General features: G+C 62.5%; 27 protein-coding genes. 5 read left to right on the top strand and 22 right to left on the bottom strand.

Annotated features, from left to right (window positions below; all coding sequences use genetic code 11):
• Positions 1 to 13: 13 nt before the first annotated feature.
• The 12 genes from GOB93_RS09735 to metX all read right to left on the bottom strand — a co-directional run bounded on the left by GOB93_RS09735 (position 14) and on the right by metX (position 10,484).
• The gene (locus GOB93_RS09735; RefSeq protein WP_173583318.1) at positions 14 to 727 is read right to left on the bottom strand and encodes an SDR family NAD(P)-dependent oxidoreductase; all 714 of its coding nucleotides are present in this window, start codon (positions 725 to 727) and stop codon (positions 14 to 16) included.
• A 7-nt stretch (positions 728 to 734) separates the two neighbouring features.
• Entirely contained in the window at positions 735 to 2,234 is a 1,500-nt protein-coding gene (gene purF / locus GOB93_RS09730; RefSeq protein WP_173583317.1) for an amidophosphoribosyltransferase, read from the bottom strand.
• Positions 2,235 to 2,285: 51 nt separating this feature from the next.
• Entirely contained in the window at positions 2,286 to 2,963 is a 678-nt protein-coding gene (locus GOB93_RS09725) for a CvpA family protein (protein ID WP_173583316.1), read from the bottom strand.
• 109 nt (positions 2,964 to 3,072) lie between these two features.
• Positions 3,073 to 3,477 (bottom strand): nucleoside triphosphate pyrophosphohydrolase family protein, encoded by a 405-nt coding sequence (locus GOB93_RS09720; RefSeq protein ID WP_173583315.1) that lies wholly within the window; start codon positions 3,475 to 3,477, stop codon positions 3,073 to 3,075.
• Positions 3,478 to 3,542: 65 nt separating this feature from the next.
• Positions 3,543 to 4,253 carry a glycoside hydrolase family 108 protein gene (locus tag GOB93_RS09715; protein ID WP_173583314.1) on the bottom strand — a complete coding sequence of 237 codons (711 nt, stop codon included), beginning with the start codon at positions 4,251 to 4,253 and terminating at the stop codon, positions 3,543 to 3,545.
• A gap of 144 nt (positions 4,254 to 4,397) precedes the next feature.
• The gene (gene ybaK / locus GOB93_RS09710; protein WP_173583313.1) at positions 4,398 to 4,880 is read right to left on the bottom strand and encodes a Cys-tRNA(Pro) deacylase; all 483 of its coding nucleotides are present in this window, start codon (positions 4,878 to 4,880) and stop codon (positions 4,398 to 4,400) included.
• Positions 4,881 to 4,934: 54 nt separating this feature from the next.
• A complete protein-coding gene (locus GOB93_RS09705) occupies positions 4,935 to 5,090 on the bottom strand; it encodes a chitin-binding domain-containing protein (protein ID WP_173583312.1) in 156 nt (51 codons plus the stop codon).
• Positions 5,087 to 5,392: a hypothetical protein gene (locus tag GOB93_RS09700; protein WP_173583311.1), complete on the bottom strand. Its 306-nt coding sequence runs from the start codon at positions 5,390 to 5,392 to the stop codon at positions 5,087 to 5,089. Before GOB93_RS09700 ends, GOB93_RS09705 begins: the two co-directional genes overlap by 4 nt.
• A gap of 577 nt (positions 5,393 to 5,969) precedes the next feature.
• A complete protein-coding gene (locus GOB93_RS09695) occupies positions 5,970 to 7,229 on the bottom strand; it encodes a DEAD/DEAH box helicase (protein ID WP_173583310.1) in 1,260 nt (419 codons plus the stop codon).
• A gap of 380 nt (positions 7,230 to 7,609) precedes the next feature.
• The gene (locus tag GOB93_RS09690; RefSeq protein WP_338422336.1) at positions 7,610 to 8,542 is read right to left on the bottom strand and encodes a BadF/BadG/BcrA/BcrD ATPase family protein; all 933 of its coding nucleotides are present in this window, start codon (positions 8,540 to 8,542) and stop codon (positions 7,610 to 7,612) included.
• Entirely contained in the window at positions 8,539 to 9,204 is a 666-nt protein-coding gene (gene metW, locus GOB93_RS09685; RefSeq protein ID WP_242010680.1) for a methionine biosynthesis protein MetW, read from the bottom strand. Before metW ends, GOB93_RS09690 begins: the two co-directional genes overlap by 4 nt.
• 14 nt (positions 9,205 to 9,218) lie before the next feature.
• Complete coding sequence (metX, locus tag GOB93_RS09680; protein ID WP_173583309.1) at positions 9,219 to 10,484, bottom strand: homoserine O-acetyltransferase MetX; 1,266 nt, start codon at positions 10,482 to 10,484, stop codon at positions 9,219 to 9,221.
• Between the two features lie 173 nt (positions 10,485 to 10,657).
• On the opposite strand from metX, the gene GOB93_RS09675 reads away from it, so the two are divergent.
• On the top strand, positions 10,658 to 14,515 hold the full coding sequence (locus tag GOB93_RS09675) for a glycoside hydrolase family 99-like domain-containing protein (protein WP_173583308.1): 3,858 nt from the start codon (positions 10,658 to 10,660) through the stop codon (positions 14,513 to 14,515).
• A gap of 91 nt (positions 14,516 to 14,606) precedes the next feature.
• Here GOB93_RS09675 and GOB93_RS09670 read toward each other — a convergent pair whose 3' ends face one another.
• The 8 genes from GOB93_RS09670 to GOB93_RS09635 are packed head-to-tail and all read right to left on the bottom strand — an operon-like array spanning position 14,607 to position 20,322.
• A complete protein-coding gene (locus tag GOB93_RS09670) occupies positions 14,607 to 14,951 on the bottom strand; it encodes a hypothetical protein (protein WP_173583307.1) in 345 nt (114 codons plus the stop codon).
• Positions 14,951 to 15,682 carry a c-type cytochrome biogenesis protein CcmI gene (ccmI, locus tag GOB93_RS09665; RefSeq protein ID WP_173583306.1) on the bottom strand — a complete coding sequence of 244 codons (732 nt, stop codon included), beginning with the start codon at positions 15,680 to 15,682 and terminating at the stop codon, positions 14,951 to 14,953. Before ccmI ends, GOB93_RS09670 begins: the two co-directional genes overlap by 1 nt.
• A gap of 44 nt (positions 15,683 to 15,726) precedes the next feature.
• The gene (locus GOB93_RS09660; protein ID WP_173583305.1) at positions 15,727 to 16,203 is read right to left on the bottom strand and encodes a cytochrome c-type biogenesis protein; all 477 of its coding nucleotides are present in this window, start codon (positions 16,201 to 16,203) and stop codon (positions 15,727 to 15,729) included.
• Positions 16,200 to 16,808, bottom strand: coding sequence for a DsbE family thiol:disulfide interchange protein (locus GOB93_RS09655; protein ID WP_242010679.1), 609 nt, complete (start codon positions 16,806 to 16,808; stop codon positions 16,200 to 16,202). Before GOB93_RS09655 ends, GOB93_RS09660 begins: the two co-directional genes overlap by 4 nt.
• Entirely contained in the window at positions 16,805 to 18,784 is a 1,980-nt protein-coding gene (locus tag GOB93_RS09650) for a heme lyase CcmF/NrfE family subunit (protein WP_173583304.1), read from the bottom strand. The genes GOB93_RS09655 and GOB93_RS09650 overlap by 4 nt, the downstream gene beginning before the upstream one ends.
• A gap of 55 nt (positions 18,785 to 18,839) precedes the next feature.
• Positions 18,840 to 19,358 (bottom strand): cytochrome c maturation protein CcmE, encoded by a 519-nt coding sequence (ccmE, locus tag GOB93_RS09645; RefSeq protein WP_173583303.1) that lies wholly within the window; start codon positions 19,356 to 19,358, stop codon positions 18,840 to 18,842.
• The gene (locus GOB93_RS09640) at positions 19,355 to 19,522 is read right to left on the bottom strand and encodes a hypothetical protein (protein WP_173583302.1); all 168 of its coding nucleotides are present in this window, start codon (positions 19,520 to 19,522) and stop codon (positions 19,355 to 19,357) included. Before GOB93_RS09640 ends, ccmE begins: the two co-directional genes overlap by 4 nt.
• The gene (locus tag GOB93_RS09635) at positions 19,519 to 20,322 is read right to left on the bottom strand and encodes a heme ABC transporter permease (RefSeq protein ID WP_173583301.1); all 804 of its coding nucleotides are present in this window, start codon (positions 20,320 to 20,322) and stop codon (positions 19,519 to 19,521) included. Before GOB93_RS09635 ends, GOB93_RS09640 begins: the two co-directional genes overlap by 4 nt.
• A gap of 201 nt (positions 20,323 to 20,523) precedes the next feature.
• On the opposite strand from GOB93_RS09635, the gene GOB93_RS09630 reads away from it, so the two are divergent.
• The 3 genes from GOB93_RS09630 (at position 20,524) to GOB93_RS09620 (ending at position 23,171) form a co-directional block, all read left to right on the top strand.
• The gene (locus GOB93_RS09630; RefSeq protein WP_173583300.1) at positions 20,524 to 20,817 is read left to right on the top strand and encodes a YciI family protein; all 294 of its coding nucleotides are present in this window, start codon (positions 20,524 to 20,526) and stop codon (positions 20,815 to 20,817) included.
• Positions 20,814 to 21,245, top strand: a complete 432-nt coding sequence (locus GOB93_RS09625; protein ID WP_173583299.1) for an EVE domain-containing protein — start codon at positions 20,814 to 20,816, stop codon at positions 21,243 to 21,245. The genes GOB93_RS09630 and GOB93_RS09625 overlap by 4 nt, the downstream gene beginning before the upstream one ends.
• A gap of 132 nt (positions 21,246 to 21,377) precedes the next feature.
• The gene (locus tag GOB93_RS09620) at positions 21,378 to 23,171 is read left to right on the top strand and encodes a glycosyltransferase 61 family protein (RefSeq protein WP_173583298.1); all 1,794 of its coding nucleotides are present in this window, start codon (positions 21,378 to 21,380) and stop codon (positions 23,169 to 23,171) included.
• A 113-nt stretch (positions 23,172 to 23,284) separates the two neighbouring features.
• Here the strand turns inward: GOB93_RS09620 and GOB93_RS21985 are convergent, their stop codons facing one another.
• Together GOB93_RS21985 and GOB93_RS09615 are read right to left on the bottom strand one after the other, a co-directional pair.
• Entirely contained in the window at positions 23,285 to 23,413 is a 129-nt protein-coding gene (locus GOB93_RS21985) for a hypothetical protein (protein WP_277877238.1), read from the bottom strand.
• 23 nt (positions 23,414 to 23,436) lie between these two features.
• Entirely contained in the window at positions 23,437 to 24,510 is a 1,074-nt protein-coding gene (locus GOB93_RS09615) for an ion channel (protein ID WP_173583297.1), read from the bottom strand.
• Positions 24,511 to 24,707: 197 nt separating this feature from the next.
• On the opposite strand from GOB93_RS09615, the gene guaD reads away from it, so the two are divergent.
• Positions 24,708 to 26,042 carry a guanine deaminase gene (gene guaD, locus GOB93_RS09610; protein WP_173583296.1) on the top strand — a complete coding sequence of 445 codons (1,335 nt, stop codon included), beginning with the start codon at positions 24,708 to 24,710 and terminating at the stop codon, positions 26,040 to 26,042.
• The last annotated feature ends 154 nt before the right edge of the window (positions 26,043 to 26,196 follow it).

Here is a 26,196-nt window from a genome sequence, read left to right as displayed (position 1 = left end):
CCTCCGGGCAGGGCTATCCCGGAACTGTTTCGACACAGAGACCGGCGATATGACGGGCGACGCTTTCGGGTGTGGCCAGGGTATCGTTCTCTTCCGCCGGAAACGCCTGAGCCCGCAGGCGCGTTGCCGTCGGGCCGGGATCAAAAAGATGCGCCGCGAAAGACGGGCAGTCGGCCATTTCCAGCCGCCATGTGCTGACCAGCGCCGTCACCGCCGCGCCACATACCGCGCCGATGGCGTGGAAGGGGGCCGGTCTGTTCAGGCTGTCGTTCGTCAGAACGATCGCCCGCCCTGCCGGCGCCTGCCGGAGCAGCGGGGTGGTGGTCCGCAGCAGCCGCATGGTGGCGCCGGCATTGACTGTCAGCGCGCGCGTCCAGTCGCTGTCGCGGATATGGGCGACGGGTGTGGGTGTTGTGAAATGCGCGGCGGCATGGATGAGGATATCGAGCCGGCCGAAACGTTCCGCGAGGGATGGACCGAGCAGATCGGTTTTCGCGCCGTCGGCCAGATCGAGCGGCAGCAGCGTCGCGCGACGTCCGGTCCGGGCTGCGATCAGGTCATCCGTTTCATGAAGACCGCCCGCTGTCCGGGCTGTGAGGACGCAGTGCGCGCCGTATCCGGCGAGGGCGATCGCGGTGGCGCGCCCGATCCCCCGGCTTGCGCCGGTGATGAGCGCCACACGGCCGGAGAGAGGAGCGCTGCTGTCATGACCGGGTTGACCGGGCATGACTGTGTCAGGCTGTTCCGGGTCCGAATTCGGCATCGTGATCGACGAGAGGAATGGGATAATCGCCGGTGAAACAGGCATCGCAGTAGCGGGTACGCTCCGCGTCGCGGCCTTTGTGACCGAGCGCGCGATAGAGCCCGTCGAGCGAGATGAACGCCAGGCTGTCGACACCGATCAGTTCGGCCATTTTTTCGATATCGTACTGGGCCGCGAGCAGTTTGCTGCGTTCCGGCGTATCGATTCCGTAGAAGCAGGAATGACGGGTCGGAGGTGAGGAAATCCGCATGTGGACTTCCTTCGCTCCGGCGGCGCGGACCATATCGACGATCTTGCGGGACGTGGTTCCGCGAACGATGGAATCGTCCACAAGAATGACGCGCCGGCCATCCAGCACGGGCCTGTTGGTGGAGTGCTTCATGCGCACGCCGAGATTGCGGATCTGATCCGTCGGCTCGATGAAGGTGCGCCCGACATAGTGGTTGCGGATAATGCCGAGCTCGAAGGGGATGCCGCTTTCCTGCGCATATCCCATGGCGGAGGGCACGCCGGAATCCGGCACCGGTACGACGACATCCGCCGGCACGGCGCTTTCGCGGGCCAGTTCGACGCCGATCTGCTTGCGGGCGCTGTAGACGGGGACGCCGTCCAGCACCGAGTCGGGGCGGGCGAAATAGATGTATTCGAACACGCAGAACCGGGGGCGTTCAGCGGAGAACGGACGAACCGAGCGGATTCCGTCGCGGTCGATGATGACCAGTTCGCCGGGTTCGACATCGCGGACGAACTCGGCGCCGACAATGTCCAGGCCGCAGCTTTCGGAGGCGAAAATCCAGCCGGAGGCATCGTTGTCGGCGGCGCCGGGCATCTTGCCGAGCACCAGCGGACGTACACCGAGCGGGTCGCGCACGCCCATCAGTGCATTCTGTGACAGGACGACGAGGGAATAGGCGCCCTGCACCTGCTTGAGCGCGTCGATCAGGCGGTCTTCGACGGTGGCGTAGAGCGAGATGGCGATGAGGTGGATGAACACCTCGCTGTCGGTTGTCGACTGGAACAGGCAGCCCCGGCGGACCAGAGCCCGGCGGAGTGTATTGGCGTTGGTCAGATTGCCGTTATGGGCGACCGCGAGACCGCCGAACTCGAATTCGGCGAAGAGCGGCTGTACGTTTCGCAGAAGGGTGTCGCCGGTCGTCGAATAGCGGTTATGGCCGATGGCGTTAGAGCCGGGCAGTCCGGCCATGACCCGCGGATCGCTGAACACGTCGCCGACCAGGCCGAGCCCGCGATGGGATGAGAATTTCTCTCCGTCATAACTGACGATGCCGGACGCCTCCTGGCCACGATGCTGCAGGGCATGCAGGGCCAGTGCCGCGATCGCGGATGCGTCCGCCACGTTCCATGCGCCGAAGACGGCGCATTCTTCGTGGAATTTGTCGTCACCGTCAGCTGTGGCGCCGGACCAGGGATGAGTGGTCAGAGCATGCCTGGAGGAAAGCGTGTCGGACATTGATCATTAATCCCTCCCTGACCGTCTGCCACGCATCACGCGTCAGTAACGTCAGGGGTTCTGTGTATGCGCCGGATCGGGCAGGTCCTGCTGCCCGTCGAGGTCATGACGCGTGCCGGCCTGCTGCGCAAGATCAGACGGCACGATTCTGGACAACAATGGCGCAAGATAGGTCAGCGCCGTGGAGAGCCCCGCCGTGGACGTGTCTCCTTCCAGGCTGGAGAGCAGCGCGCCGCCCGGTGTGATCCAGGCACTGACGAAATAGAGCGTCACAACGATGACAGAGCCCCGCAGGGCTCCGAATACGCCTCCGAGAAAGACATCGGTGCTGGCCAGGACCGATTTGCGGATCATCCGCGAAAACAGACTGCTCAGCAGGGACGAGACGACCAGAACGATCACGAACACTGAACAGAAGCCCATCAGATCAGCCATCATGGCAGGCTGGATTCCGGGAAAGGCCCACTGTGCGAAAGGCTTCTGCCAGTACATGGATGCGAATGGCGCGAAAATCCAGCCCGCCGCTGAAATCAGTTCACGTGACAGTCCCCGCTTTGCGCCGAAGAAGATGGAAACGAGCAGAATGAGGCAGATAAAAACGGATGGCGCGCCTGTCGGGTCCGTCCTGATGACGGTTATGGAATACTGAGCCGCGGCTCCCACCGAGGCCCAGTCCGGCACAAAACGAGACCACATGTTCACGATATTCGCAGCTACGACAGTGTCCATGCGCGCAGGACGGTTCCGACACGACGCATCGTGTCGCTACACAAAGCCGGCGACCTCCGCGCCGGGGCCGCTTATGCCATCAGGAGACAGCTAATGCCACATAAACCCTTTAAGGAAGTTTACTTGTCGCCACTCTCCATGGCCCGACCCGTCTTGTCCGGTGCCGTCCGGGCGCGCGGCTCAGACGGAGACTGAGTTCGCCCATTTCGATCCGTGCGTGGAGTTCATTCCATACGGCTTCGGGATCGAGGTCCTGTTCGGCCCAGAGTCTGAACAGAGCCTCCATAAAGGCGGCGCTGCCGCGCACGACGCCGGGACGATCCCCCGCGACCGCTGCAATGGCGCATTCGACGGAGACGGCCCCGAACCCGGCGGCGGCGCCAGGCCTGTCGTCTGTCCTGGCGTCCGCTGTCCTTCCGTCTTCTGCGTTGACGTCTTCTGCCCTGACGTCCTCCGCCAGACGGGTCAGCAGGGTCGTGAGGCGTGCGGCGGCATCTGTGGCGGGCTTCGTCATGGCAGCATCATGACGAGGGGGTGGCGGTGCGGTCAATCGCACCGCGTATCATATCGGTTTCGAAATCAGGAGGGCTGGGCGTCACGCACGGCGGCGGCTGTCACCATGGCGAGCGCCGTCTCGGTGCGACGCCGTGTGCGGGCCAGCCATCCTTTTCCCCAGCGTCTGAAATCCGCGCGCGCGCGATATTCGCGCTCCTGCATCCCGGAGAGCACCAGCACCATGAGGAGAGTCATCCCGCCCCGCCGGGCGAGGGCGCGGCGCACTTCGGGTCCGATGCCGCTGCTCGGAGGCAGGCCGAGGCGGGCATGAAGGACCGAGAGGGCGTCCGGGTCGATCTGGGGCAGGATGTCGTCGATTTCCGCCTGGTTCAGCGCTTCCAGGGTCCGGTTGCCGATCTGGCCATCCGGTGTCGTGCCGGCCATGCGCTGCAGGAGATGCGCTGATGTCCCGACGCCGCAGTTCCATCCGAAATCGAACACCATGAGATCGATTCCGGCGGGAAGGGCCGAGCAGGACAGCGGATTCCAGAAACGGGAGCGCGCGATGGCGTCGAATGTCCCGAGATCGAGATTCTTCATGTCCTCTGCGGTAACTTTCGCAGGTTTCATCCATGCCGCGAGCAGAGGGGCGGATACGCCGTAACAGCTCCCGATCAGGGTGTCCTCACCCTTTTCGTCGGGCAGCCAGTTACCCGTGTCTTTAGGATCATCACTGTACCCGCCTTCCGCGGTGCGCACGAAATCGAGGCAGGCATCAAAATTCTGGCCGGTCAAAAGGGGAATCTCCGGATCTGGCTGGGATGACCGGCGCACCGTTTTAACGGTGCGCCGGTCGTCGAAGCCCGATCGTAACTGTCCCCGGTCTCCGGGTTATGTCCTTTACAGAAAAGTGTTTTTCCGGACAGGAATGACGGAGTGTCAGTCCGCGGAAGCCAGAAGATCGGCTGTCTTTCCGTCCATGGCGGTCAGCGCGTCGGAAACAGAGAGTTTCACCTGCACGCCTCTGCCGCCTCCGTTTGTCAGGATATAAGGCAGTTCCAGCGCTTCCTGCGCCAGGACCGTGGGGATCTGCTTTCGCTGCCCGAACGGGCTGATGCCGCCCACCCTGTATCCGGTGATCCGTTCGGCATCGGCGGGTTTCATCATTTTCGCGCTCTTGCCCGAAAAAGCGGCGGCCAGTTTTTTCATGCTGAGTTCCCGGGCTACCGGGATGACGACACAGACGGGTTTTCCGTCCACTTCGGCCATCAGGGTCTTAAACACCCGCTCCGGGGGTTCGCCCACGGCTGCGGCGGCATGCACGCCGAGTTTCTCCACGGACGGGTCATAGTCATAGACGAAGGTCTCAAAGGCAATATTCCTGCGTCTGAGAAAAGCTGTCGCGGGCGTGGTCTTCGTCATGCGGACATCGTATCACACTGTCCGTTCCGGCAAAGCCTGGCCGGGAACGCGCAGTCAGGCTTCGGGCCGCCATCCCTGCGCCAGAAGAGCCGGCTCGTCAGAGAGTCTGCCATGCTCATCCGACCAGTCTCCGGCGACGTAGCGCAGCAGGACTCTCTTTCCTTCGGGAGTTCGCCAGGCATACCAGCCGCCCGTGCACCAGGACGTCATCGCAGCCATCTCCCGGCATCGTAACCGGCGGGCATGGATGTTCTGTCGGCATTTCTGACGCACTCACGGATGAGCGGCACGCAGGCGGCTGTCGGACCTGCCATGGTCAGCGTCACACCGGTGAAATGTACTGCCGCGACATAACCGCCGTGAACGCGGATGATCGTATGACAGGTGCCGCTTGCGCCAAGGGAGATGCTTGGCGTGATACCGCCGGGAAGCACGGAAGAAAGAGTAATGGCTGGCTGCACGGGTTCGCTCTGATCGTAGGACAGAATCCAGTCTGCTTCCGAAATCTGCATTGTATGAGATGGTTTTCCTGCACATGACAGAAGATCGGGCAATGGCATGGCGACCAGCGCGGTGCGTGCGTGCTCTGGCAGGAAAGGGGTACAGCCGCTACAGATCAGACAGCATAAAAACGAAAAAATAACGAATGAGATTCGGGGATGATACACAAATGTAACTGTCAGATCCTGTGAACACGAGGCGACATTCTGCCTGTCTTCACAACAGAAAAGGGCGCCGCGCTGAAACAGCGGGCGCCCTTGTGAACCTCTGATTATATAGAGAGACTGGTTTAAACAGTCTCAATGGACAAAAATTTTTTTAACAAACTGACGATGTTATGGTTTTTGAGTCCCGGCACCTGTTCGTTTCAGTCAGGATCTGAGAGCTTTTAGTGACAGATTCTTAAAAACAGAAGTTTCTGGGTGCCGCCTTTTTTCAGAAAGGCGGCGTCTTCTGAAGCTTTTTGAAAAAAGCTTCACCAAAAACTTTTGTAATCTGCAGGAGATCTTACGGGCAGATTTTTGAAACAGTCTTCAGGATATTTACCGAAATACAGCCGGACGGCACAGGGCCGCCGGTCTGTTCGGATCAGGCGACGCGACGTGCTCCGCCGCCGGATCTGCCATGACGGCCGCCATTTCTTGGCGGACCACCACGACCCCGGCCGCCGCCACCCAGAACAGGTGGCCGCATCGTCGAGTTTTCGGCGGCATCGGAATGATACGGATGATCTCTTACGACCGGCACGTTTTTACCGATCGTCTTTTCGATATCGCGCAGCCATGCACGCTGTTCCGGGTCACAGAACGAGACGGCCCAGCCTTCCCGGCCGGCGCGGGCTGTCCGCCCAATCCGGTGCACATAGCTTTCCGGGACATTCGGAAGATCGTAGTTAAAAACGTGGCTGACATCGTCAACATCGATACCGCGTGCCGCGATATCCGTCGCAACGAGAACTTTTACGCTGCCTGAACGGAAGCCGGACATCGCGCGCTCACGGGCGCCCTGAGACTTATTGCCGTGGATGGCTTCCGCGGAAATATCGTTTTTATTGAGGAATTCCGATACCTTATTTGCTTCATGCTTCATCAGCGTGAACACGACGGCTCTGGCGACCTTCGGGGAGTTCATCAGCAGGAGGAGCGCGTCTTTCTTCTTGTCCTGCTCGACAAACATCACAGCCTGACGGATGCGGTCGACGGTGCTGGACGGAGGCGTGACCTCGACCGTGGCCGGGTCCCGCAGAAGCGAATTCGCCAGCTCGGAGATGCTGCGCGGCATGGTGGCCGAGAACAGCAATGTCTGACGCTCGCGTGGCAGAGCGGCAACGATGCGCCGGATATCGCGCACAAATCCCATATCGAGCATGCGGTCGGCCTCGTCGAGGACGAGAATTTCCAGACTATGCAGATCGATATGGCCCTGGCCCATAAGATCCAGCAGACGCCCCGGAGCAGCGACAAGGACATCGACCCCGCGCCGCATCGCCTCGACCTGACGCCCCTGTCCCACGCCGCCGAAGATGACGGCATGCGAGAACTTCATATGACGCGCATAAGCCTTGAAACTGGCATCGATCTGTGATGCGAGTTCGCGGGTGGGCGCGAGCACGAGCACGCGCGCGCCCTTCGGGGTCGGGGCATGCCGGTGCGTCAGAATATGCTGCAGAATGGGCAGCGCGAACGCAGCCGTCTTGCCTGTTCCGGTCTGGGCAAGTCCCAGAAGGTCGCGGCCGTGTAAAAGATAAGGGATAGACTGTGCCTGAATCGGGGTCGGGGTCGTGTACCCCTCCTCATTGAGGGCACGCAGCAACGGCTCGGCAAGCTTGAGATCGGCAAACGTCGTCATTTAGGTAGAACGCCTCCTGGTGCGCAAGAAACGGCGAGGCTTATCTGACGCCTTCACCTTTTCAAAGTAGGGTTATGTCTGTAGCCCGGCTTTGCGAGGCTGACAGCAGTCACAGCCTGTTCCGGCGCGAATGCTGATCCTTGTGCGACATTACCAATTTTAGAAACAGAGCCGGATTTTCCGAACCGGCAAGAATATCGACCTCGCCAAACGCATTTATCCTATGCCGAATTGGCATGATTTTCAAGCGCTCCGCCAGGGGTTTTTGCCCTCTGACGGGCCTGGTCTCATATATTTTATTTTACACGCCGCAGGGCGTTGCTATTTATCCTGTGAATCCAACGAAACTTTTCAGTCAGCGCAACACGCGGGGCCACTCTTCAGAGCGGGTTTCCACAGACTCTGCGTGCCAGCATCATCGCGCCATCGACGGCGCTTCCCTGCGCCGGAACCAGTTTTTCACGCACGCCGCAGGGCAGACGGGGCATCAGCACCGGCGCCAGGCCGCCAAGCAGGCAAAGGGGCAATGCCGAAAACCTGTTCTCCGACAGCAACGAATCCGCAAGAGCCCCCAGCTCGTCCCCGGCGCGATTCAGAATATCCATGGCGGCGGCATCCCCTGCCTGTGCGGCCTTCACGAGCACCGGCGCCAGCGAGGCAAAACGCGTGGCGGACGCACCCACACTCCAGGACAACGGATCATGACCCGCGCTGATGAGATGCGCACGCAGCGCCAGGGACAGGCCGGTTTCGGAAACCCGGCCGTCCTGCACAGCCAGCATATGGCGTATGGCCTCAAGACCGACCCATGCACCTCCGCCTTCGTCGCTCTGAGGAAATCCCCATCCGCCGGCACGGCGCTCCTCGGGACCGCAGATGGCATAAGCAACACTTCCGGTTCCGACCGCTATGACAGCGCCATCCTCTCCGCCGTGCGCACCGAGACAGGAGGTATAGGAATCGCTTCTGACCTCAAGCTTCGCGAAATCATCGCACAGACGGGTGAATCGCTGCGCGCAGTCCGCGGCTTCCGCTCCGGCCATGCCGGCTCCGGCAAAAATCCGGACAGCGCCGGAAGCAGGATCGGCGCAGGACAGTCCGGCAGCACGGAGCGCGTCGTCAAGCGCCGTCCGGACTGACGCGCGGGCCATGTCGATATCGCTTGCGATATTGCCAGCCCCGCCGCGGCCTTCTCCGATTACCGACCCGTCGGGCAGGGCAAGGCGGAGAATTGTTTTCGTGGCGCCGCCGTCAATGGCCGCCAGAAGTGTCGGAATTCCCGAAACCGATGACAGGGACGACGGGATGGTCACTTTTTCTTCGCCCTGTCTGGCCGGGACGTGTTCACGCGATGATGATTTTCATCCGTCTCTCCGGATTCCTTGCCGAGCAGAAAAAGCGCCTGCTCACCAAACAGATTGGCGAGACGGATCGAGCGCCGCCACGGCGCCCGCTCTCCCTCTTCGTCAACGGCCATCCAGTTATGGACGCGATATCCTTCTTCCGTGCACAGAGCCAGAAAATCCCTGATTGTGCAGGGATGAATGTTGGGTGTGGCGTACCAGGGCGTGTTCCACACGGCCGTATTGGGCATGCGGCCACTGGTCAGCAGTTTCAGCCGCAGTTCCCAGTGTCCGAAATTCGGGAAGGACACGATGGCGTAACGACCGATACGGAGCATCTGCCGCAGAACCTCGCGCGGGCGTTCGACGGCCTGAAGAGTCCGCTGCAGCACGACATAATCGAAACTGCCATCGGGATAATGCGCGAGATCGTGATCCGCATCGCCATGCACAACGGGCAGACCGTGCGCCACGGAGCGTGTCACTTCCCCCATGTCGATTTCGATGCCGCGCGCGTCACATCCTCTGGTCCGGAACAGATGATCGATCAGCGTGCCATCGCCGCTGCCGATATCCAGGACCCGTGTGCCCGGTGTGATCATCCCGGCGATCAGGCGCTGATCAAGCCGCATGTCAGAACGCTCCCTTACGGCAGGACAACACCGTCGCCTCTTATGCCCTCTGCCTTCGCAACACTGCATTCCAGCCCGGCATGTTCCGCCGCTCCGGACAGGAAGCCACGCACGGTCCGGTCAAAATCCGGCTCGTCGAGCAGGAAGGCGTCATGCCCCTTATCGCTTTCGATTTCCACGAAGGAAACGTTGGCGGCGGCACGGTTCAGAGCCCGGACGAGAATCCTCGACTGGGATGTCGGAAACAGCCAGTCCGAGGAAAACGAGATGACGCAGAACCGCGTCCGGGTACCGGCAAACGGACCGCCATAATCGCCGTCATGCTCTGCGCCGAGGTCCATCCAGTCCATGGCCCGGGTGATGGTCAGGTACGAATTGGCGTCGAAACGGCGAACGAAGCTGGACCCCTGGTGGCGCAGATAGGACTCCACCTCGAAAATCTCACCGAACAGAGACAGGGACTGCGGTTCCGCGACCGTGCAGGGTGTCGCGGGCGGCATGCTCTCCCGACGGACGCGGCGGCCGAATTTCCGGGTCAGCGCTTCTTCCGACAGGTAGGTAATATGCGCCATCATTCTGGCGACCGCCAGTCCGCGGGCCGGGACGGCTCCGACTTCCCAGTAACGGCCGCCGTGCCATTCCGGATCGGCGAAGATGGCCTGACGGCTGACTTCGTTGAAGGCGATATTCTGGGCGGAGTGAAAAGGCGCGGTGGCGATCGGCACGGCCGCGAAAACCATGTCCGGATAGGTCGCGGCCCATTCGAGCACCTGCATACCCCCCATTGATCCGCCGACGACAGCGAAGAGCCGCTCAATGCCGAGATGGCGCACGAGCGCGTTCTGCGCGCGGACCATGTCGCGGATCGTAATGGGGGGAAAATCCGTTCCCCACGGTTCAGCGACAGGAGCGGCCCCGCTGTCGTCCTGCGCCCCGATGGCGGAAGGCCTGGGCGAACGCGGGCCGGTGGACCCCATGCAGCCGCCCAGCACGTTCGAGCAGATGACAAAAAAACGGTTCGTGTCTATCGGCTTTCCCGGACCGACCATCCGGTCCCACCAGCCTTTGCGGCCTGTCACCGGATGCGTTTCGGCAAGATACTGATCGCCCGTCAGGGCATGGCACACCAGAATGGCGTTATTCCGGTCCGGGGACAGAACGCCATAGGTGCGGTACGCAATCTCGACGGGCGCCAGAACGGTGCCGCAGTCGAGCATCAGTCCATCAGGAAACACGGCGCGATCATGCTCGACCGGCGCGGAAATGTCAGTCTGGTCCATAAACCCGGCGACCCCTTGAGACAGAGCGACATACGGGCGAACGCCGTCAGGATCAAGAACAACAGGGAGTGAAGCATTTTTTCGCTCGGAGAGGGCTGATTGACCGCTTTTTGCTTAACGGTTAATTAACGATTTACAGAGACCGCCTGTAACTGGCGCGATTGTGAGCGACAATGAGTGAGTCCCGCGACACCGCGGATGCCTCCGGATCTCCGCAGCAGGAGCCGGACATCACGCTTCTCCGGATCATCGGGCATTCCGGACTCTTTGATATCGCGTATTACACCGGCACATATCCTGATCTTTCCGACCTCGGCACCGGCGCTCTCACGCACTATATCGAGCATGGCTGGCGCGAGGGGCGACGCCCCAATCCATATTTCGATCCGCACTGGTATGTCGCCGAAAACCCGGACGTGACCGGCGATCCTCTGCTGCACTACATCACGACGGGCGAGGCCGAAGGACGGCGCCCGATCCCCTGGTTTGATCCGGTCTGGTATCGTGACACATATCCGGTGCCCGACGGCATGCTGCTTCTGCGGCACTATCTGCTGAACAGGCACCGGAGCGATGTCAGCCCGCTGCCGGGATTTGATCCGGCCTTTTATCTCAGGATTTATCCCGATATCGCTCAGGCGGGCGTGGACCCGCTTGAGCATTACATGGTCCAGGGTTTCCGTGAGGCGCGGCGGCCCTTCGCCGGATTCGATCCGCTGTTCTATCGCGCGCGCTACCTGGCCACCGATCCGGACGCCAACCCGCTGCTGCATTATCTGGAGCATCGCCACCGTCCGGGCGTGCATGCCAGCGCGCCGCCCGACGAATCCAGCGTGTTCAGTGAACAGCGGCGCAACACAAGACCGAGGCCGCTGTTCGAAACACGCCGGCCGCTGCCATCCTCCGCGGTCCGGCGGGCGCGTGTCCTTGCTTACTATCTGCCGCAGTTCCACCGGATTTCGCAGAATGACGAATGGTGGGGCACCGGCTTTACGGAATGGACCAATGTGGCGCGCGGAATGCCGCGTTTCCTGGGACATTATCAGCCACGCATTCCCCGGGATCTGGGGCATTACACTCTGGACAATCCCGACATTCTGCGTGAGCAGGCGAAAATGGCGCGTGAAGCCGGGATCTGGGGATTCGTCTTTTACTTTTACTGGTTCAACGGGACGCGGCTGCTCGAAAGCCCGCTGGAAATGCTGCTGGCCAGCCCGGACATCGATCTGCCTTTCTGTCTGATGTGGGCGAATGAGAACTGGAGCCGGCGCTGGGACGGGTCCGAGGACGATGTGCTGATCGCCCAGGATTTCCGGGCCGGTGACGAAGCGGCGCTCATCGCGTGTTTCGTTCGCCATTTCCGGGACCCGCGCTACATCCATGTTGATGGCCGGCCGCTGCTGATGCTCTACCGGCCGGGAGTCATTCCCGACTGCGCGATCACCATCGCCCGCTGGCGACGCCTGTTCCGCGAAGCCTGTGGCGCAGACCCGGTTTTCGTGATGAGTCAGTCTTTCGGCGATCACGATCCGGGTGAATTCGGCATTGACGGCGCCATTGAATTTCCGCCGCATAAGGTCGTTGGCGGCCTTTCCTGCATCAACCCGCAGATGGCGCTGTTCGATACGGAGTTTACCGGGCAGATCTACGATTACAGCCAGGTCGTCGACAACGCTCTCGATATGCCCGCGCCGTCTTTCCCGCTGATCCGCACCGCGGCCCCGTCATGGGACAACGATGCGCGGCGTGAGGGGAAAGGGCTGGTCCTGCACGGCTCCACGCCGGCGCAGTACGAGCGATGGCTGTCCGGGCTGATCGAACAGGCCCGGCGGACGCCGTTTTTCGGGCAGCCTCTGGTCTGCATCAACGCCTGGAACGAATGGGCCGAAGGAGCGTATCTCGAACCCGATCAGCATTTCGGGGCGGCTTATCTGAATGCAACGGCCAGGGCTGTGACCGGTTTTTTTGCGGATGCCGCGCCACGGCGGCTGATGCTTGTCGGTCACGATACATTCCCGGCGGGCGCGCAGATGCTGCTTCTGCAGATCGGCCGGACCCTGCGCCGCAATCACGGGCTGGATATTCTTTTTGTGCTGCTGGACGGCGGGGCTCTGACCGGGCGCTACCGCGAGGTCGGCGGCGTGGAGTTCCTCTCACCCGATGACCCGGCCACGCCCTGCCGGCTGGAGCAGCTGGCGAGGGAAGGTTACGTCAGTGCGATCGTCAATACCGCCGGCGCCTCGCCGTTGGCGGAGGCTCTGACGGAGGCGGGCATCCGCTTTGTCCAGCTTGTGCATGAGCTGCCGGCGATCCTGGCCAGCCGTCGGCTGACCGAACCTCTTGCCAGCTCTGTCGCGGCCGCGCGCGTGACCGTCTTTCCTGCGGCGGATGTCGCGGCCCGCGTCCTGGACATGCTGCCGGCCACGCCGCGAGCCACTGAGATTCTTCCTCAGGGACTCTGCACGCCGGTACAGTTCCTTCCGAAACGACGTCAGGCCATTCGGAACGCGCTGGGGATCGGGCCGGCGGACCGGCTGATTCTTGGGTCCGGCTATGGCGACATGCGCAAGGGCTTCGATCTGTTCCTTCAGCTCTGGTGTCAGACCGATTCCGTCGATGAAAACATCCGGGGCGTGACCCATCTGGTCTGGCTGGGCGAGACAGATCCCGGCCTGCGGGACTGGCTCGGACCGGAGATCGGGCGGGCTCTTGAAAGCGGCCGCTTTCACCTGCCTGGTCATGTGGATATCGTGCAGGATTATCTTTCCGCCGCCGACGTGTTCGTGCTGACGTCGCGTGAAGATCCATACCCCTCCGTCGTGATGGAAGCGCTCGCCGCCGGGCTTCCCTGCGTTGCTTTCCAGGGAACCGGCGGCACGCCGGATCTTCTTGCCAGGGTCGCGGATGAGCTGGGCACTGACGATATCGCGGCGGTCGTGCCGCTTGCCGACACGACCCGCCTGACGCGACGGGCGGTGGCGCTGGCGACCCGCAGTCTGAATGACGGGTTGCGCGAGCGGGGTCGCCTTGCGCGGCGGACAGCCGGACTTTTCCCGTTCGATCACTATGCCGGGCGCCTGCTTGATCTGGCCGTCCCCGACCGCAGACGGATCTCGGTTGTTGTGCTGTCATGGAATTACGCCCGCTATCTCGCGGCGCGGCTCAGTTCGGTCTTCGCCCAGACCAGTCCTGTGCAGGAGATCATCGTTCTCGATGATGCGTCCACGGATGACAGCGTGGCGGTCGCGAAGGCGACGGCGGCGGAATGGGACCGGCAGGTCCGCATCGTTTCCTCGCGCAGGGGTTCCGGCTCTGTCTTCGCGCAGTGGCGGCGCGCGGCTGATATGGCGCGTGGCGACCTGATCTGGATTGCGGAGGCCGACGATATCGCCGAGCCGGCCTTTCTGACCCGTCTCGGCGCGGCGCTCGATGCTGCGCCACAGGCCGTCATGGCGTTCTGCGACAGCCGCGCCATCGATGCTGACGGTGCGCCGCTTTATGAGAGTTACAAGCCTTATTATGCGGCTGCTGTGGCCTCAGCGCTTGAGAATGACGGCATTCATGACGGCCCCGCCTTCGTGGCCGGCTGTCTCGGGGAGCGGAATCTGATTCTCAATGCCAGTGCTGTCCTTTTCCGCTGTGACGCGCTCCGGGCGGCGCTGGCACGATGCGCGGATCTTGAAAGCTTCCGGATCGCGGGCGACTGGCGTCTTTATATCGAACTGCTCAGTCAGCCCGGAACGCAGGTGGCTTACGTTGCGGATACCCTGAACGTGCATCGTCGTCATCAGGGATCGGCAACGGGGAAGCTGGCGCCGGACGCGCATCTGGCTGAGATCAGCCGCATTCACCGGCTGATCCATGATGTCGTCAGGCCGGACAGGACACTCAGGAAACGCCAGAAGGCCTATCTTGAGGACGTGGCGCGGCACTTCGCGCCTGGACCACCCGTCACGGATGCGCCCGCGCGGCCTGCCGGAACGGACAATCCGGTCGCCGCGGCGGAGCCGGCCGGGCTTCGGCAGTCCTGATGCGTCTGACCTGATTTTCCGTCAGCGTCTTCACTGTTTCGCATTCAGCCGCTGGCATCCGCTTTCCGGCCAGAGTGAAACGTCAGTGGGATTATGGCCGTTTCATCCAGCGATGCCCGTGACGGCTCTGGCAGACGATGAATGCGATGGTCACGCAGGCCAGGATTGCGACCGCTCCGACGGCCCAGCCGGCTCGTGTTACAATCGTGAACAGAATACCGATTACGAGGCCACCCAGCGTGAAACGGACCGCTTCCCACGGTGTGGCGCCAAAATGTTTCTCGGCACCGCAATGTGGGCAGATTTCAGCGGTCTGACGCATCTTGCCGTGACAGACGGGGCAGAGCTGGATACCGGACACCTCCGGCGCCCTCATCGGCAGGGAGGGTCGTCCGGGCTGAGGATTGCCGCCGGGGTCTGAAGGACCGGTCTCCATCAGGGCTGTTCCTGATCGTGTTCACCCTGGGCGATGCGCTGCTGAACGGCCTGTTTCCAGGGCGCGTCCTTCGGAGCCGCGTCAAGGGCGCGCCGGTAGAGGGACAGGCTGTCGGCGCTGATGTGCTTTTCGGACCGGACCTGCTCTTCCGCGACCTGCAAAGCCAGTTCGGGATCGAATCCGAGATCGAGCGCCTTTCGCCAGGCGGCCGCCGCATCGGCGTCATGGCCACGGGATGCCTCGGCCTGGCCCAGAAGCAGATACCCCTGGCGCAGGCTCGGGTCTCCCGGCGGGATCGTGGCGAGTGCCTCTCTGAGCTGGGCGATCGCTTTCGCGGCCCGCGCGTCACGCGCCTGGACTTCCTTCAGTCGCGGCTCCAGGGGCTGCGCGGGGAATCGCGGATGACCGCCGCCGGCCAGATAAAGGCCGGTCGCGACGACCGGCAGCAGGACCAGGGCGATGATGACCCGGTTTCTGGCCGAGCGATCAGCCATTTCAGCCGGCGCACGGTCCGCGACGAGAATACGCCGCTGGATTTCGAGCTGTGCGACCGCATGTTCCGCCGGCGCGATCATGCCCGAGGCGAGATCTCTGTCGAGTTCGGCAAGCTGGGCCTCATGCAGTTCCAGCGCGGCGCTGCGCTCATCCCGCGCGACAGCACGCCGCCAGAGAATGAAGGCGGCGGGAAGCAGAGCGAGAAGACTCAGGCAGGCGATACTAAGCCAGATCATGAAGCAGTCCGGAAACCATAGGGAGGAAGTGCGGCCAGTGGCGATCAGCGGCCACGCGTCAGCTCGTCGAGACGCGCGCGTTCGGCATCGCTGAGGGGCGCGACCTGCGGCCGGCGACGAAACACGAGAAACGCGGCGAGGAGGCCGGTCACCAGCGCGAGCACGGGCATTCCCCAGAGCAGCAGGGTGGCGACGGTGACGGGGGGGCTGAGCCGGATGAAGTTGCCATAGCGGGCGACCATCCAGTCCACGACCTGCTTATTGCTTTCACCGGCGGCCACGTGCTCCCGCACGACCTTGCGCAGATCTTTTGCCAGGCTGGCGCTGCTGTCCTCGATGGACTCGTTCTGACAGACGAGGCAGCGGAGCTGGGACCCGATGGCTTCGGCCCGGGCTTCCTGCTTCGGGTCCGGCAGCATTTCGGCCGGGTCATCGACGGCGAGCGCCACCAGCGGAGCGCCGGTCAGCGCCACCACGAGAAACGGTGCCGCGAAACGGCGAAGACGTAAGGCGGTCTTCACCCGCCGATCCTTTTCAGCGTCGCGTCCAGACCGGCCATGACCTCGTCATTATCCAGCCCCGCGGCGCTGTGCCAGATAATCGTGCCGCCGGGGGCGATCAGGAAGCTTTCCGGCACGCCGGAGACGCCCCAGTCGATGGCGACGCGGCCTTCGCGATCGCTGCCGATCCGCGCATAGGGGTTGCCGGCATGTTTCAGCAGGCCGGCCGCATTGTCGGGTTTGTCCTTATAGGCCACGCCCCAGACGGGCAGGCGCTTCTGCACCGTGAGCAGAGCCTGCATTTCCGCGATGCAGGGGATGCACCAGGACGCGAAGAAATTGATCAGAACCGGCTTCGACAGCGCTTTCAGGTCCGCGGCGGTGAAACCGGCTCCCGGCGGCTGATCGGCCAGGGTGAAGGAGGGAACCGGACGGCCTGTGACCGGCGCGTTGATGTCATGCGGATTAAAGGAGCCCGTCTGCATTCCGGCCAGCATCTTCCAGAACGCGACGCCGCACACGCCCGCACCGACGAGCGGGAGCCCCATCATGACGCGCCGTCGTGTGACGCCGCCCGATCTGCCAGACGGGGAGATTTTGTCTGACGGGGAGATATCGTTGCTCATTCCGCGGCCACCACGTCAGCCAGAGGGGCGCGACGGGGCGCTCCGATGCGCATCCGCCTGTCGGAGAGCGAGAGGGCACCGCCGATCGCCATGATCAGGGCGCCGAACCACATCCATGGCGCCAGCGGATTGTAATGCAGACGCAGCACATAGGTCGGATCTGCATCCGTACCGTGTCTGTCGCCGATCACGCCGTACAGATCGGACAGGCCGTTGGTGTGAATCGACACCTCGGTCGTGGTCTGATTCTGGGAATTGAAGCTGCGTTTCGAGGGATGCATCACCGTCACGATATGGCCGTTGTGGCGAATTTCGATGGTCGCCACCATCGCAACATAGTTCGGGCCGGGCTCGGTCTGCACGTTCGTCAGGGTCCAGTCATATCCGGCCAGGCGTTCGGTCTGCCCGATATGAACCTCGACGACGCGATGCTGCGCCTGAGACATCGCCGCCAGCCCGAGCACCGTTACACCGACGCCGGCATGAGCCAGGGCCGCGCCAAAAGCCGAACGCGGCAGGGAGCGGGCGCGCTGCAGGCTGCGTGAGAACGGCTCACGGAACAGGGCGATACGGTTTGCGACATCGGTGGCGCTGGTGGCGATAACCCAGACGGCAAAGGTCGCACAGAGGACCGGCAGGACGCCGGAGAGACCCCACAGACTGACGGCGAAAGCCGCGAGCGTGACAAGAGCGACGACCCAGAGGCGACGCATGACGGGCCAGAGCTGCGCGCGCTTCCAGGGAAGCATCGGGCCGAAGCCCATGACCGCGAAGAGCGGGATGGCCAGCGGAATGGTGGCGGCGTCGAAGAACGGTTTGCCGACTGAGATCGTTTTGCCGAACAGCAGCGACATGAAGGGCGGATACATCGTGCCGGTCAGCACCACGGCGCAGAGCGAGCAGAGCAGGATATTGTTCAGCACCAGCGCGCCTTCACGCGAAACGGGCGCGAACAGGCCGCCTGCCGTGAGCGAGGGGGCGCGCCAGGCGAACAGGACCAGCGATCCGCCGATCACGAGACCGAGCAGGCCGAGGATGAAGATGCCGCGGGCCGGGTCCTGCGCGAAGGCATGGACGGAGTTGAGGATGCCGGAACGGACGAGGAAGGTGCCGGACAGAGAGAAGGAGAACGTGCCGATGGCGAGCAGCACGGTCCAGATCTTCAGCGCCTCGCGCTTCTCGACCACGATGGCGGAGTGCATCAGGGCGGTGCCGGAGAGCCATGGGATCAGCGATGCGTTTTCCACAGGATCCCAGAACCAGTAACCGCCCCAGCCGAGCACGTAATAGGACCACCAGGAGCCGAGCGCGATGCCGCAGGTCAGGAAGGCCCAGGCGGCGACGGCCCAGGGACGGACCCAGCGGCCCCAGGCGGCGTCGACACGGCCTTCGATCAGGGCGGCGATGGCGAAGGCGAAGGGGACGGCGAATCCGACGTAACCGGTGTAGAGAATGGGGGGATGGAAGGCCAGGCCCGGGTCCTGGAGCAGCGGGTTCATCCCCTGCCCGTCCAGTGGCGCGGGCCAGACACGGTCGAACGGATCGGATGTCGTGAGGCAGAACAGTTCGAATCCGGCCGCCACACCGCCGAGCACGGCAAGCACGCGGGCTCTGAGAGCGGAAGGCAGGTTGCGCCCGAATGCGGCGACGGCGGCGCCGCAGATGCCGAGGATCATGGCCCAGAGCAGGATCGAGCCTTCGTGGTTTCCCCAGACGCCGGTGATTTTGTAGAGCAGCGGCTTGGCGACGGCGCTGTTCTCGAGAATGTTGGACACCGAGAAATCGTTGGTGATCGCGGCGTTGACCAGACACAGGAACGAGGCCGCGAGGGCGACCAGCTGACCGACGGCCAGCCCCGGCGCGATGGCCATCAGGCGCCGGTCACGGCGCTGAGCACCGATGAGGGGCAGGATGGCCTGAGCCAGTGCGAAGACGCAGGCCAGAGACAGGGCGAACCGGCCGAGTTCAGGGCTCATATGGCTGAATTCCGTTTCCGGAGCACTGAAATCACAGGAGCAGTCATCATCAGGCTCATTTACCCTGCACCGTGGCTGAAGCTTCTTTCTGCGTCATCGTGTTCCAGCTGGCGGCATCTGGCGGCGGGCCGAATTTCGGGTCCCATTTGCCGGATTTCTGCAGGGCCTCGGCGACTTCTTTCGGCATGTAGGTCTCATCATGCTTCGCCAGCACTTCGGAGGCGGTAAAGCCCCCGTCCGGCGCCATGGACCCCACAGCCACCACGCTCTGTCCCTCGCGGAACAGATCGGGCAGAATTCCCTCGAAGCTCACGGTCACGGCGGACTGGCCGTCGGTCACGTCAAAGCGGTTGATCGGGGTATCGCCCTTATGGTCCCGCTTTACGGACCCGGCCACGACCATGCCGCCGAGACGGACCGTCCGGTCGGCCGGCGGCGGTTTCGCCGCGACCTGCGAAGGGGTCATGAAAAGCTGAATGTTGGAGGAAAAGGCCGTCAGGGTAAGGCCGGCGGCTGTTCCGAGCGCACCGACGCAGGCGATGACCAGCCAGAGGCGACGGGTTTTGCGCTTCATACCGTCTCTTCCCGTGCGGAGCGGCGATCACCGCCGCGCGCAGCCTCAAGGGTGGCGAGGCGGACCCGGTCACGGCGCAGACGCACAGCCGCGCCGACGGAGAGAAAAGTCGCAAGGCCGATCGCAAGGCCGTATGAGGCGACGATGTAAGGCAGATGGGTCATGCCGCGTATTCCCCGACGGCGCTGCCGGAGGAGGACTGCATGCCCCGGCGCGGGCTTGAGAGGAGGCTGCGAATCCGGCTTTCCATCACGCCGGCCCGCAGACGGGCCACGACGATGGCGGCGAAGCCGAGCGTAAAGCCCAGCGTGCAGACCAGAAGGGGCCAGAGCATGGCGTGCGACATGGTCGGCGCACCGCGCAGGGTGATGCTGTCCGGCTGATGCAGGGTGTTCCACCACTGGACGCTGAATTTGATGATCGGCAGATCGACGGCGCCGGCGAGAGCCAGGATGGCGGCGGCCCGGTAGCCGCGCTGCTGGTCATCGAAGGCGCGGATCAGCGCGATATGGCCGAGATAGAGGAAGAAAAGCACCAGTACGGAGGTCAGCCGAGCATCCCACACCCACCAGGTGCCCCACATGGGTTTCCCCCAGAGAGATCCTGTCGCAAGGCAGGTCGCGGTGACGCAGGCGCCGACCGGACCGATTTCCATGGCGGCCAGATCGGCCAGCGGATGACGCCAGACGAGGGACAGCACCGAACAGACAGCCAGGGCGAAATAACCCGAGGAGGCGAGCCAGGCGCAGGGGACATGGACATACATGATCCGCACGGAATCGCCCTGCTGCCAGTCAGCCGGAGAGAAAAACAGGCCCCAGACGAGGCCGGTCACGCTAAGGATGAGAGCCGGCCATGTCAGCCAGGGCTGCAGCTTCACTCCCAGGCGCAGGAAACGACCGGGATTGGCATAGCGGTGAAACAGGGCTCCTGCCCGCTCTGTCAGTGTCGGCGTCGCGCTCAAAATCTGTCCGTTCCTGCCTGGGCGAGAGAGGACGCCCGTTAGAATGCTGTTCCTGTATGGCGGACCGCCCGCAGACGCGAAAGACGGAACGTGAACAGGGCCGGGGGTCGTGCGGAGGCTTCTCCTACACTATCATAAAACGTTTGGCACGGGTCGTCCGGCGCATAGGCGGCCCTCCCTGATCTCAACACGGAGCCCGATATGCTGTTCGCAATCATCTGCACCGACAAACCCGGCCTGTTCGAAACCCGGTCCGCCACACGTGGGGACCATCTGGCCTATCTCAAGACTTACGCAGCCCGGATTCAGTTCGCCGGACCGATGATGGGGCCGGACGGCAGGCCGTCGGGCAGCATGATTCTGCTGGAGGCTCCCGACAAGGCCTCTGCTGAGGGTTTTGCCGAGAGCGATCCCTATGCGAAAGTCGGGCTGTTCGAGAGCGTGATCGTCCGGCCTCTGCGCACCGTCTTCCGTGACGGGGCTCTTGCTGAATGAGCGAGGCCGCTTCACGGTCATACTGGCTGGTCAAATCGGAACCCGACGCGTTTTCCTGGGATGAGCAGGTTGCCAATGATGTTGAACCCTGGACCGGGGTCCGGAACCATCAGGCGAAAAAGAATCTCGCGGCGATGAAAAAGGGGGATCTCGCCTTCTTTTATCATTCGAATGAGGGACGCGAGATTGTCGGCGTGGTGGAAATCGTCCGCGAGGGCTACCCGGACCCGACGGCGGAAAGCGGCTCATGGGTCTGCGTTGATGTGAAGGCCGTCGGACCGATGCCCCGTCCGGTGACGCTGGCCGGGATCAGGGCTGAGCCTGCCCTGGCCGATCTTGCGCTCGTCCGTCAGTCACGCCTGTCCGTCGTGCCGGTTTCACCGGAACACTGGAATCTGCTGTGCCAGATGGGCGGATGGCAGAACTGAGCCTGGGGAAAGCCTGGGGCCGCGGCCCGGTGACGTATCACACCGGGCATGACATATAACCCCCATATCGGGTGATGGTCCTGCGGCGGGTATGGTCCGCGGGAAGACCGTAACAACAGGGAAAGAAAATCTGTGACGGAAGGATTCGAAGGGGTCGCCGATATCCGCGAGGTCGCCGGAGACAACCAGATTCATTTCGGTACCCGGCCACCCCGCCAGGCGGAACCGCCGGTCGCGGAGAGTCTGCTTCTGGCCCGCGGACTGCGCAGCCCGCGCCCTGATCCGGCCTTTATTTACGGTGAATTTCCTGAGGAGTCGCTGCGCCACTATCGTGGCCAGGACGGCATGCCGGACGTGTACGTCTATGGCCTGCGCGACGTGACGGTGATCGGTCCGTGGTTCCGGTCGGGCGCGCTGCTGGTGCAGAACGGCATCCGGCTGAAATGCAACGATATTGCGCTCAATCCGGAGGATGAAGCCTCGCTTGAGCGATTCAGCGAGGACATCGCTGAGCGACGCGCGGGCAATCGCGTGCTGCGCGCGATCGACGAACCCGTTGTGCTGCTGGCCACGAACGGTCATCAGATTTTCGGCCACTGGCTGGTGGATTTCCTTCCCAAGTTCCATCTCCTGGCCCTCGCCGGGATCAGCCTGAACGAAGTGCGCATTCTTCTGCCCACGAATATGGGCGCGTTTGCCCGCGACATGATGCTGACCATGGGCATCCGGGAAGACCAGCTTCTGGAGCACGATCCCGACGCGGAAGTGCTTCAGTGCCGGACGCTGATTGTGCCGACCACCCTGCGGCAGGCCGGACGCTGCCATCCGATGTATGCGGATGCCGTTGCCACCATCAATGAGATGATCGACCGGACGCGCGCCGTGCCGGATGCGTCCCTGCGGCGGATTTTCGTCACCCGGGGTCCCCAGTTCGGACGGCGGCTTTACGGGATCGTGGAGGCCGAGGAGATTGCCCGCGCGCACGATTTCACGATCGTCCGGCCTGAAGAACTGCCCATCTCCGAACAGATCGCCCTGTTCCGGGGAGCGCGGGAGATCGTCGGTCCCTACGGATCGGCGCTCCATTCCTCGATCTTCAGCCGGCCAGGCGCGAAAGTCGCCGCCATTCACGCGCAGCTTCCCCAGACATTCGATGTTCTGCAATCCGGGATCAGCGAGCGCATCGGGCAGATCACGGGCTATATTTTCGGAAAATCCGTGCCGGATGACCCGACCGGGATCAGGTTCGATGCTCCCCCTTTCCGTGCCTGTCTCGACGAGCAGTTCAGCCATCCCAATTTCCGGAAGGAGACGCTGACGGCGGAAAACGAAGAATGCCCGAACATAGCCCGTCACCGTCCGGCCATGCAGAGTTCCATTTCGTTCTGGTCGGTGGCGCCCACGCGGGAAGAGGACGCCGCTCAGGGCGTCAACGGCGTTATCAGCGGGAAGAACTGTTTTCAGACAAAGGTGGAAAACGGCCCCTGGTGGCAGGTCGATCTCGGCGGTCTTTTCGATCTGCGGGAAATCCGGCTTTTCAACCGGATGGGCACGGCCGATGTGATGGCGCGGGTTGCGGCGCTGGGCATTGCAGTCTCGCGCAATGGCACGGACTGGACCACGATCATGACCCCGACCGATCACGGCCTTTTTGGCGGAGCGGATGGTGCCCCGCTTGTCTGGCGGCCGGGTCACCTCCGTGAGCCCGCGAGCCACCGGAGGGAAAGCAGGATTACGGCACGCTGGGTGAAGGTCTTCCTTGAAAGCCGGGATTCCCTGAGCCTGGAACAGGTGGAGGTTTATGGTGTGCCTGCCGGCGATGGACCGGCCTCTTCGGAGCCAGGACCGGACGGCCCGCTTTCCGGACTGCTGCCGGAGGATGTTTTTTCCGAAGCCCCGCCTGAAGGCAATGGTGGACAGGATTAAACCCGGTTCTCCCGATGTTTTAATCAGGGCGTCCGAGGTTTCGGGGCTTTGCTCCGGCCCCGCAAAGGGACGCGGTCCCTTTGATCCCGGTTTGCTGATCTGAAAAGCTCTGCTCACCTCAGCAGGATCAAAGGGCGCTTAGCAATAAATCTCTGACGAAATAACAAAAGTTTTTGGGTGCCGCCTTTTTTCAAAAAGGCGGCGTCTTCTGAAACTTCTTTATAATTAACCAGAAGGTTCACGATCAGGCTTCTGAAACAGTCTCTTAATCAGCGTGCGCCGGTTCTGCGTCGGCTTTTGGCGCATGTGTTTCAATATCGTGGAAGCGTGAATAGTCGACTGAGATCGTGCCGCCAGGGGTGCTGTGTACGATGTCGACAAAGCGATGATGATTCATGACACGGTCAAAGGCATAGGACGTCCGGGCGAACACTGTCTGGCCCATCGCCTCGTCCGTTCCGGTCACGGTGACGATGATCTCGCCTTCCTCGGCATCCAGCTCCTGGATGCTGTGCACATGCAACGGGCTGATCCCGGTGATGACATGCGCAAGAACGAAGGCATGGCGCAGGACCGGAACATGCGCCTGCACCAGCAGCAGCGGTTCGAACTGGCGTTCGAGATGGCCATCCTGCGTCACTGTCAGACGTGAAAGCGCCACTTCCACGTCGAGCGACAGAATGACGCTCCGGCGGCAGTTCGCGATCCGGATACACAGGGCCGGCACGCCGTTTTCATCTGAAATGACCGCTTTGTTACTGAAGATGATCCGGGCACGCGGACGCGCAATTCTTGCAAAGACCGCGCCGGTGGCGAGTGCATTGATCATCATCCCGATCAGCACTTCCGCCGAGACAATCGTATTCGCCACCGGACCTGACGGGGCCATGACGCCGTAACCTACGGTGGAAAGCGTCTGTACGCTGAAAAAGAACAGATCGGCCAGAGTGGGCGGATGGGGCGCCGAGACCTGATCGGGCACCATGGCGTAGAGAAAGGCGAAGAAAAGATTGATCGCTATATAAGAACCGACGGCCCAGAGTGTGAATGTGACCCAGTTTGCGGTCAGAGCGTGATGGTAAAGATCGGACCACAGGGCATCTTTAAGCCCGACTCTGACGACGTTGTCATGTGCCTCCTCCCTGCCGTTGAGACCATGTGTCCTGAACCGGCGGACAGCCTCTTTCGTGGTGATCGAGCGTGTCTTTTTCCCATCCGCGGCACTTTGCGTTTCGCCGGTTTCCGTCTGATCTTCCGCGTCCGTCCTGTCAGTCCGCTCCCTGCCTCTGCCATGAGATGCTGCCTGCTGCGTATTCAGGCGCCGCCAGATCCGCTTCACCGTCTCTTCTCCCGTCGTGCAGAGCCTTTTCCGACAGGTCTGCTTTCGGTCTCTCCATTAGGCGGCGGTTAAAATACCGACCACGGGTCGTTTATGCATGGAACACCCGCGTTTGTTCAGGCTAACAGGCGACCATTCAACGCATCGTGTCTTTCAGTCCCGCCAGCGCGCGGATTTTTCCATGGAGCGTGTGTCACGTGAATTCCGCATCCCGTCCGGTCGCTCTGCGCGGCCGTGTTGTCACATTTCGCGCCAGTCCGTTCGTGGTGGCGCCATCCGACAGTCTGCTTACTGAAGAAGACGGGCTGGTGCTGATCGTCGATGGGAAAATCAGCGCCGTGGGCCCGGCGGCGGTTCTGACGGACACGCTCCCGCCCGACACGAAGGTGATCAGTTACGGCGATTCACTGATCTCCGCCGGCTTCATCGATACCCATGTCCACTACCCGCAGCTCCCGGTCATCGCCTCCTGGGGAGAGCAGCTTCTGGAGTGGCTGGAACGCTATGTGTTTCCTGCCGAGGCCGCTTTCGCCGATCCGGAAGTCGCAAAAGACACTGCAAAGCGGTTCATGGCCGAACTCCTGCGTTCCGGCACCACCACGGCAGCCGTCTACTGCACGGTTCACGCCCGGTCAGTGGATGCTTTTCTCGCCGAATCAGAGCGGGTCGGCACGCGCATGATCGCCGGCAAGGTCCTGATGGACCGCAATGCGCCTGAAAACCTGCGTGATACTGTCAGACAGGGCTATGACGACTCCGCGGCTCTGATCGGACGGTGGCATGGCAAAGGACGGCAGCTCTATGCCGTCACGCCCCGTTTCGCGATTACGAGCACACCCGAGCAGCTCGAGGCGGCCGGGGAGCTGTTTCGCGGTCATCCCGGCGTTTTCATGCAGACTCATCTTGCGGAAAACACGGAGGAAATCGAAACGGTCCGCCGCCTTTTCCCTGAACGTTCCTCCTATCTCGACGTCTACGATCATGCCGGCCTTGTTGGTCCGCGCAGTGTTTTTGGTCATGCCGTGCATATCGGTGAGACGGAATTCTGCCGGTGCCACGAGAGTGATGCCGCGCTGGCGCATTGCCCGACATCGAATCTCTTCCTCGGCAGTGGCGCTTTCCGTCTGTTCGACGCGCTGGATCCGCGCCGTCCGGTGCGGACCGGGCTCGGCACGGATGTCGGCGCCGGCACATCGCTCTCGCATCTGCGCACCATGGGAGAGGCCTATAAAGTGGCGCTGATGTCGGGCCACCGTCTCCATGCCGCACAGGCTTTCTGGCTGGCCACCGCAGGTGCGGCGCACTCTCTTCATCTGGATGACATGATCGGCACGGTCGCTCCCGGATATGAAGCCGATCTCTGCATCCTCGACCCGCGTGCGACACCGCTTCTGGCCTGGCGCACGGAGCGCTGCGAGAGCGTTGAGGAGCTGCTTTTTGTGCTGATGACGCTGGGCGACGAACGCTGCGTGCGGGCGACCTGGGCAAATGGCCGGCGGGTCTGGGACCGTGACAGCGCCACATTCGCCTGAGCTCTTCTCATAAAGCATTTCCGGCGGAAGGCCGGGGCAAAGCGTTGTCATAAAAGTGCCATGACAGTGTCATGGAGGTTTCACCCTGACCGGTGCGGTTACGGATTAACAGGCTGTCATCCTTAGCGCCCGGACAGAGGTCGATGACAATCTC

The sequence above is a fragment of the Acetobacter musti genome (assembly GCF_011516835.1).
GTDB lineage: Bacteria > Pseudomonadota > Alphaproteobacteria > Acetobacterales > Acetobacteraceae > Acetobacter > Acetobacter musti.
The sequence above is the reverse complement of the archived record's forward strand: the minus strand, read 5'-3'. Positions and strand labels throughout refer to the sequence as shown.

What these genes read in the sequence shown, in the direction of transcription:
- GOB93_RS09735 (WP_173583318.1), bottom strand. Translation starts at nt 727, where the DNA reads ATGCCCGGTCAACCCGGTCATGACAGCAGCGCTCCTCTCTCCGGCCGT.
- purF (WP_173583317.1), bottom strand. Translation starts at nt 2,234, where the DNA reads ATGTCCGACACGCTTTCCTCCAGGCATGCTCTGACCACTCATCCCTGG.
- GOB93_RS09725 (WP_173583316.1), bottom strand. Translation starts at nt 2,963, where the DNA reads ATGGACACTGTCGTAGCTGCGAATATCGTGAACATGTGGTCTCGTTTT.
- GOB93_RS09720 (WP_173583315.1), bottom strand. Translation starts at nt 3,477, where the DNA reads ATGACGAAGCCCGCCACAGATGCCGCCGCACGCCTCACGACCCTGCTG.
- ybaK (WP_173583313.1), bottom strand. Translation starts at nt 4,880, where the DNA reads ATGACGAAGACCACGCCCGCGACAGCTTTTCTCAGACGCAGGAATATT.
- GOB93_RS09705 (WP_173583312.1), bottom strand. Translation starts at nt 5,090, where the DNA reads ATGACGTCCTGGTGCACGGGCGGCTGGTATGCCTGGCGAACTCCCGAA.
- GOB93_RS09700 (WP_173583311.1), bottom strand. Translation starts at nt 5,392, where the DNA reads ATGCAGATTTCGGAAGCAGACTGGATTCTGTCCTACGATCAGAGCGAA.
- GOB93_RS09695 (WP_173583310.1), bottom strand. Translation starts at nt 7,229, where the DNA reads ATGACGACGTTTGCCGATCTCAAGCTTGCCGAGCCGTTGCTGCGTGCC.
- metW (WP_242010680.1), bottom strand. Translation starts at nt 9,204, where the DNA reads ATGCGGCTTGATCAGCGCCTGATCGCCGGGATGATCACACCGGGCACA.
- metX (WP_173583309.1), bottom strand. Translation starts at nt 10,484, where the DNA reads ATGGACCAGACTGACATTTCCGCGCCGGTCGAGCATGATCGCGCCGTG.
- GOB93_RS09675 (WP_173583308.1), top strand. Translation starts at nt 10,658, where the DNA reads ATGAGTGAGTCCCGCGACACCGCGGATGCCTCCGGATCTCCGCAGCAG.
- GOB93_RS09670 (WP_173583307.1), bottom strand. Translation starts at nt 14,951, where the DNA reads ATGGAGACCGGTCCTTCAGACCCCGGCGGCAATCCTCAGCCCGGACGA.
- ccmI (WP_173583306.1), bottom strand. Translation starts at nt 15,682, where the DNA reads ATGATCTGGCTTAGTATCGCCTGCCTGAGTCTTCTCGCTCTGCTTCCC.
- GOB93_RS09655 (WP_242010679.1), bottom strand. Translation starts at nt 16,808, where the DNA reads ATGAGCAACGATATCTCCCCGTCAGACAAAATCTCCCCGTCTGGCAGA.
- GOB93_RS09650 (WP_173583304.1), bottom strand. Translation starts at nt 18,784, where the DNA reads ATGAGCCCTGAACTCGGCCGGTTCGCCCTGTCTCTGGCCTGCGTCTTC.
- ccmE (WP_173583303.1), bottom strand. Translation starts at nt 19,358, where the DNA reads ATGAAGCGCAAAACCCGTCGCCTCTGGCTGGTCATCGCCTGCGTCGGT.
- GOB93_RS09640 (WP_173583302.1), bottom strand. Translation starts at nt 19,522, where the DNA reads ATGACCCATCTGCCTTACATCGTCGCCTCATACGGCCTTGCGATCGGC.
- GOB93_RS09630 (WP_173583300.1), top strand. Translation starts at nt 20,524, where the DNA reads ATGCTGTTCGCAATCATCTGCACCGACAAACCCGGCCTGTTCGAAACC.
- GOB93_RS09625 (WP_173583299.1), top strand. Translation starts at nt 20,814, where the DNA reads ATGAGCGAGGCCGCTTCACGGTCATACTGGCTGGTCAAATCGGAACCC.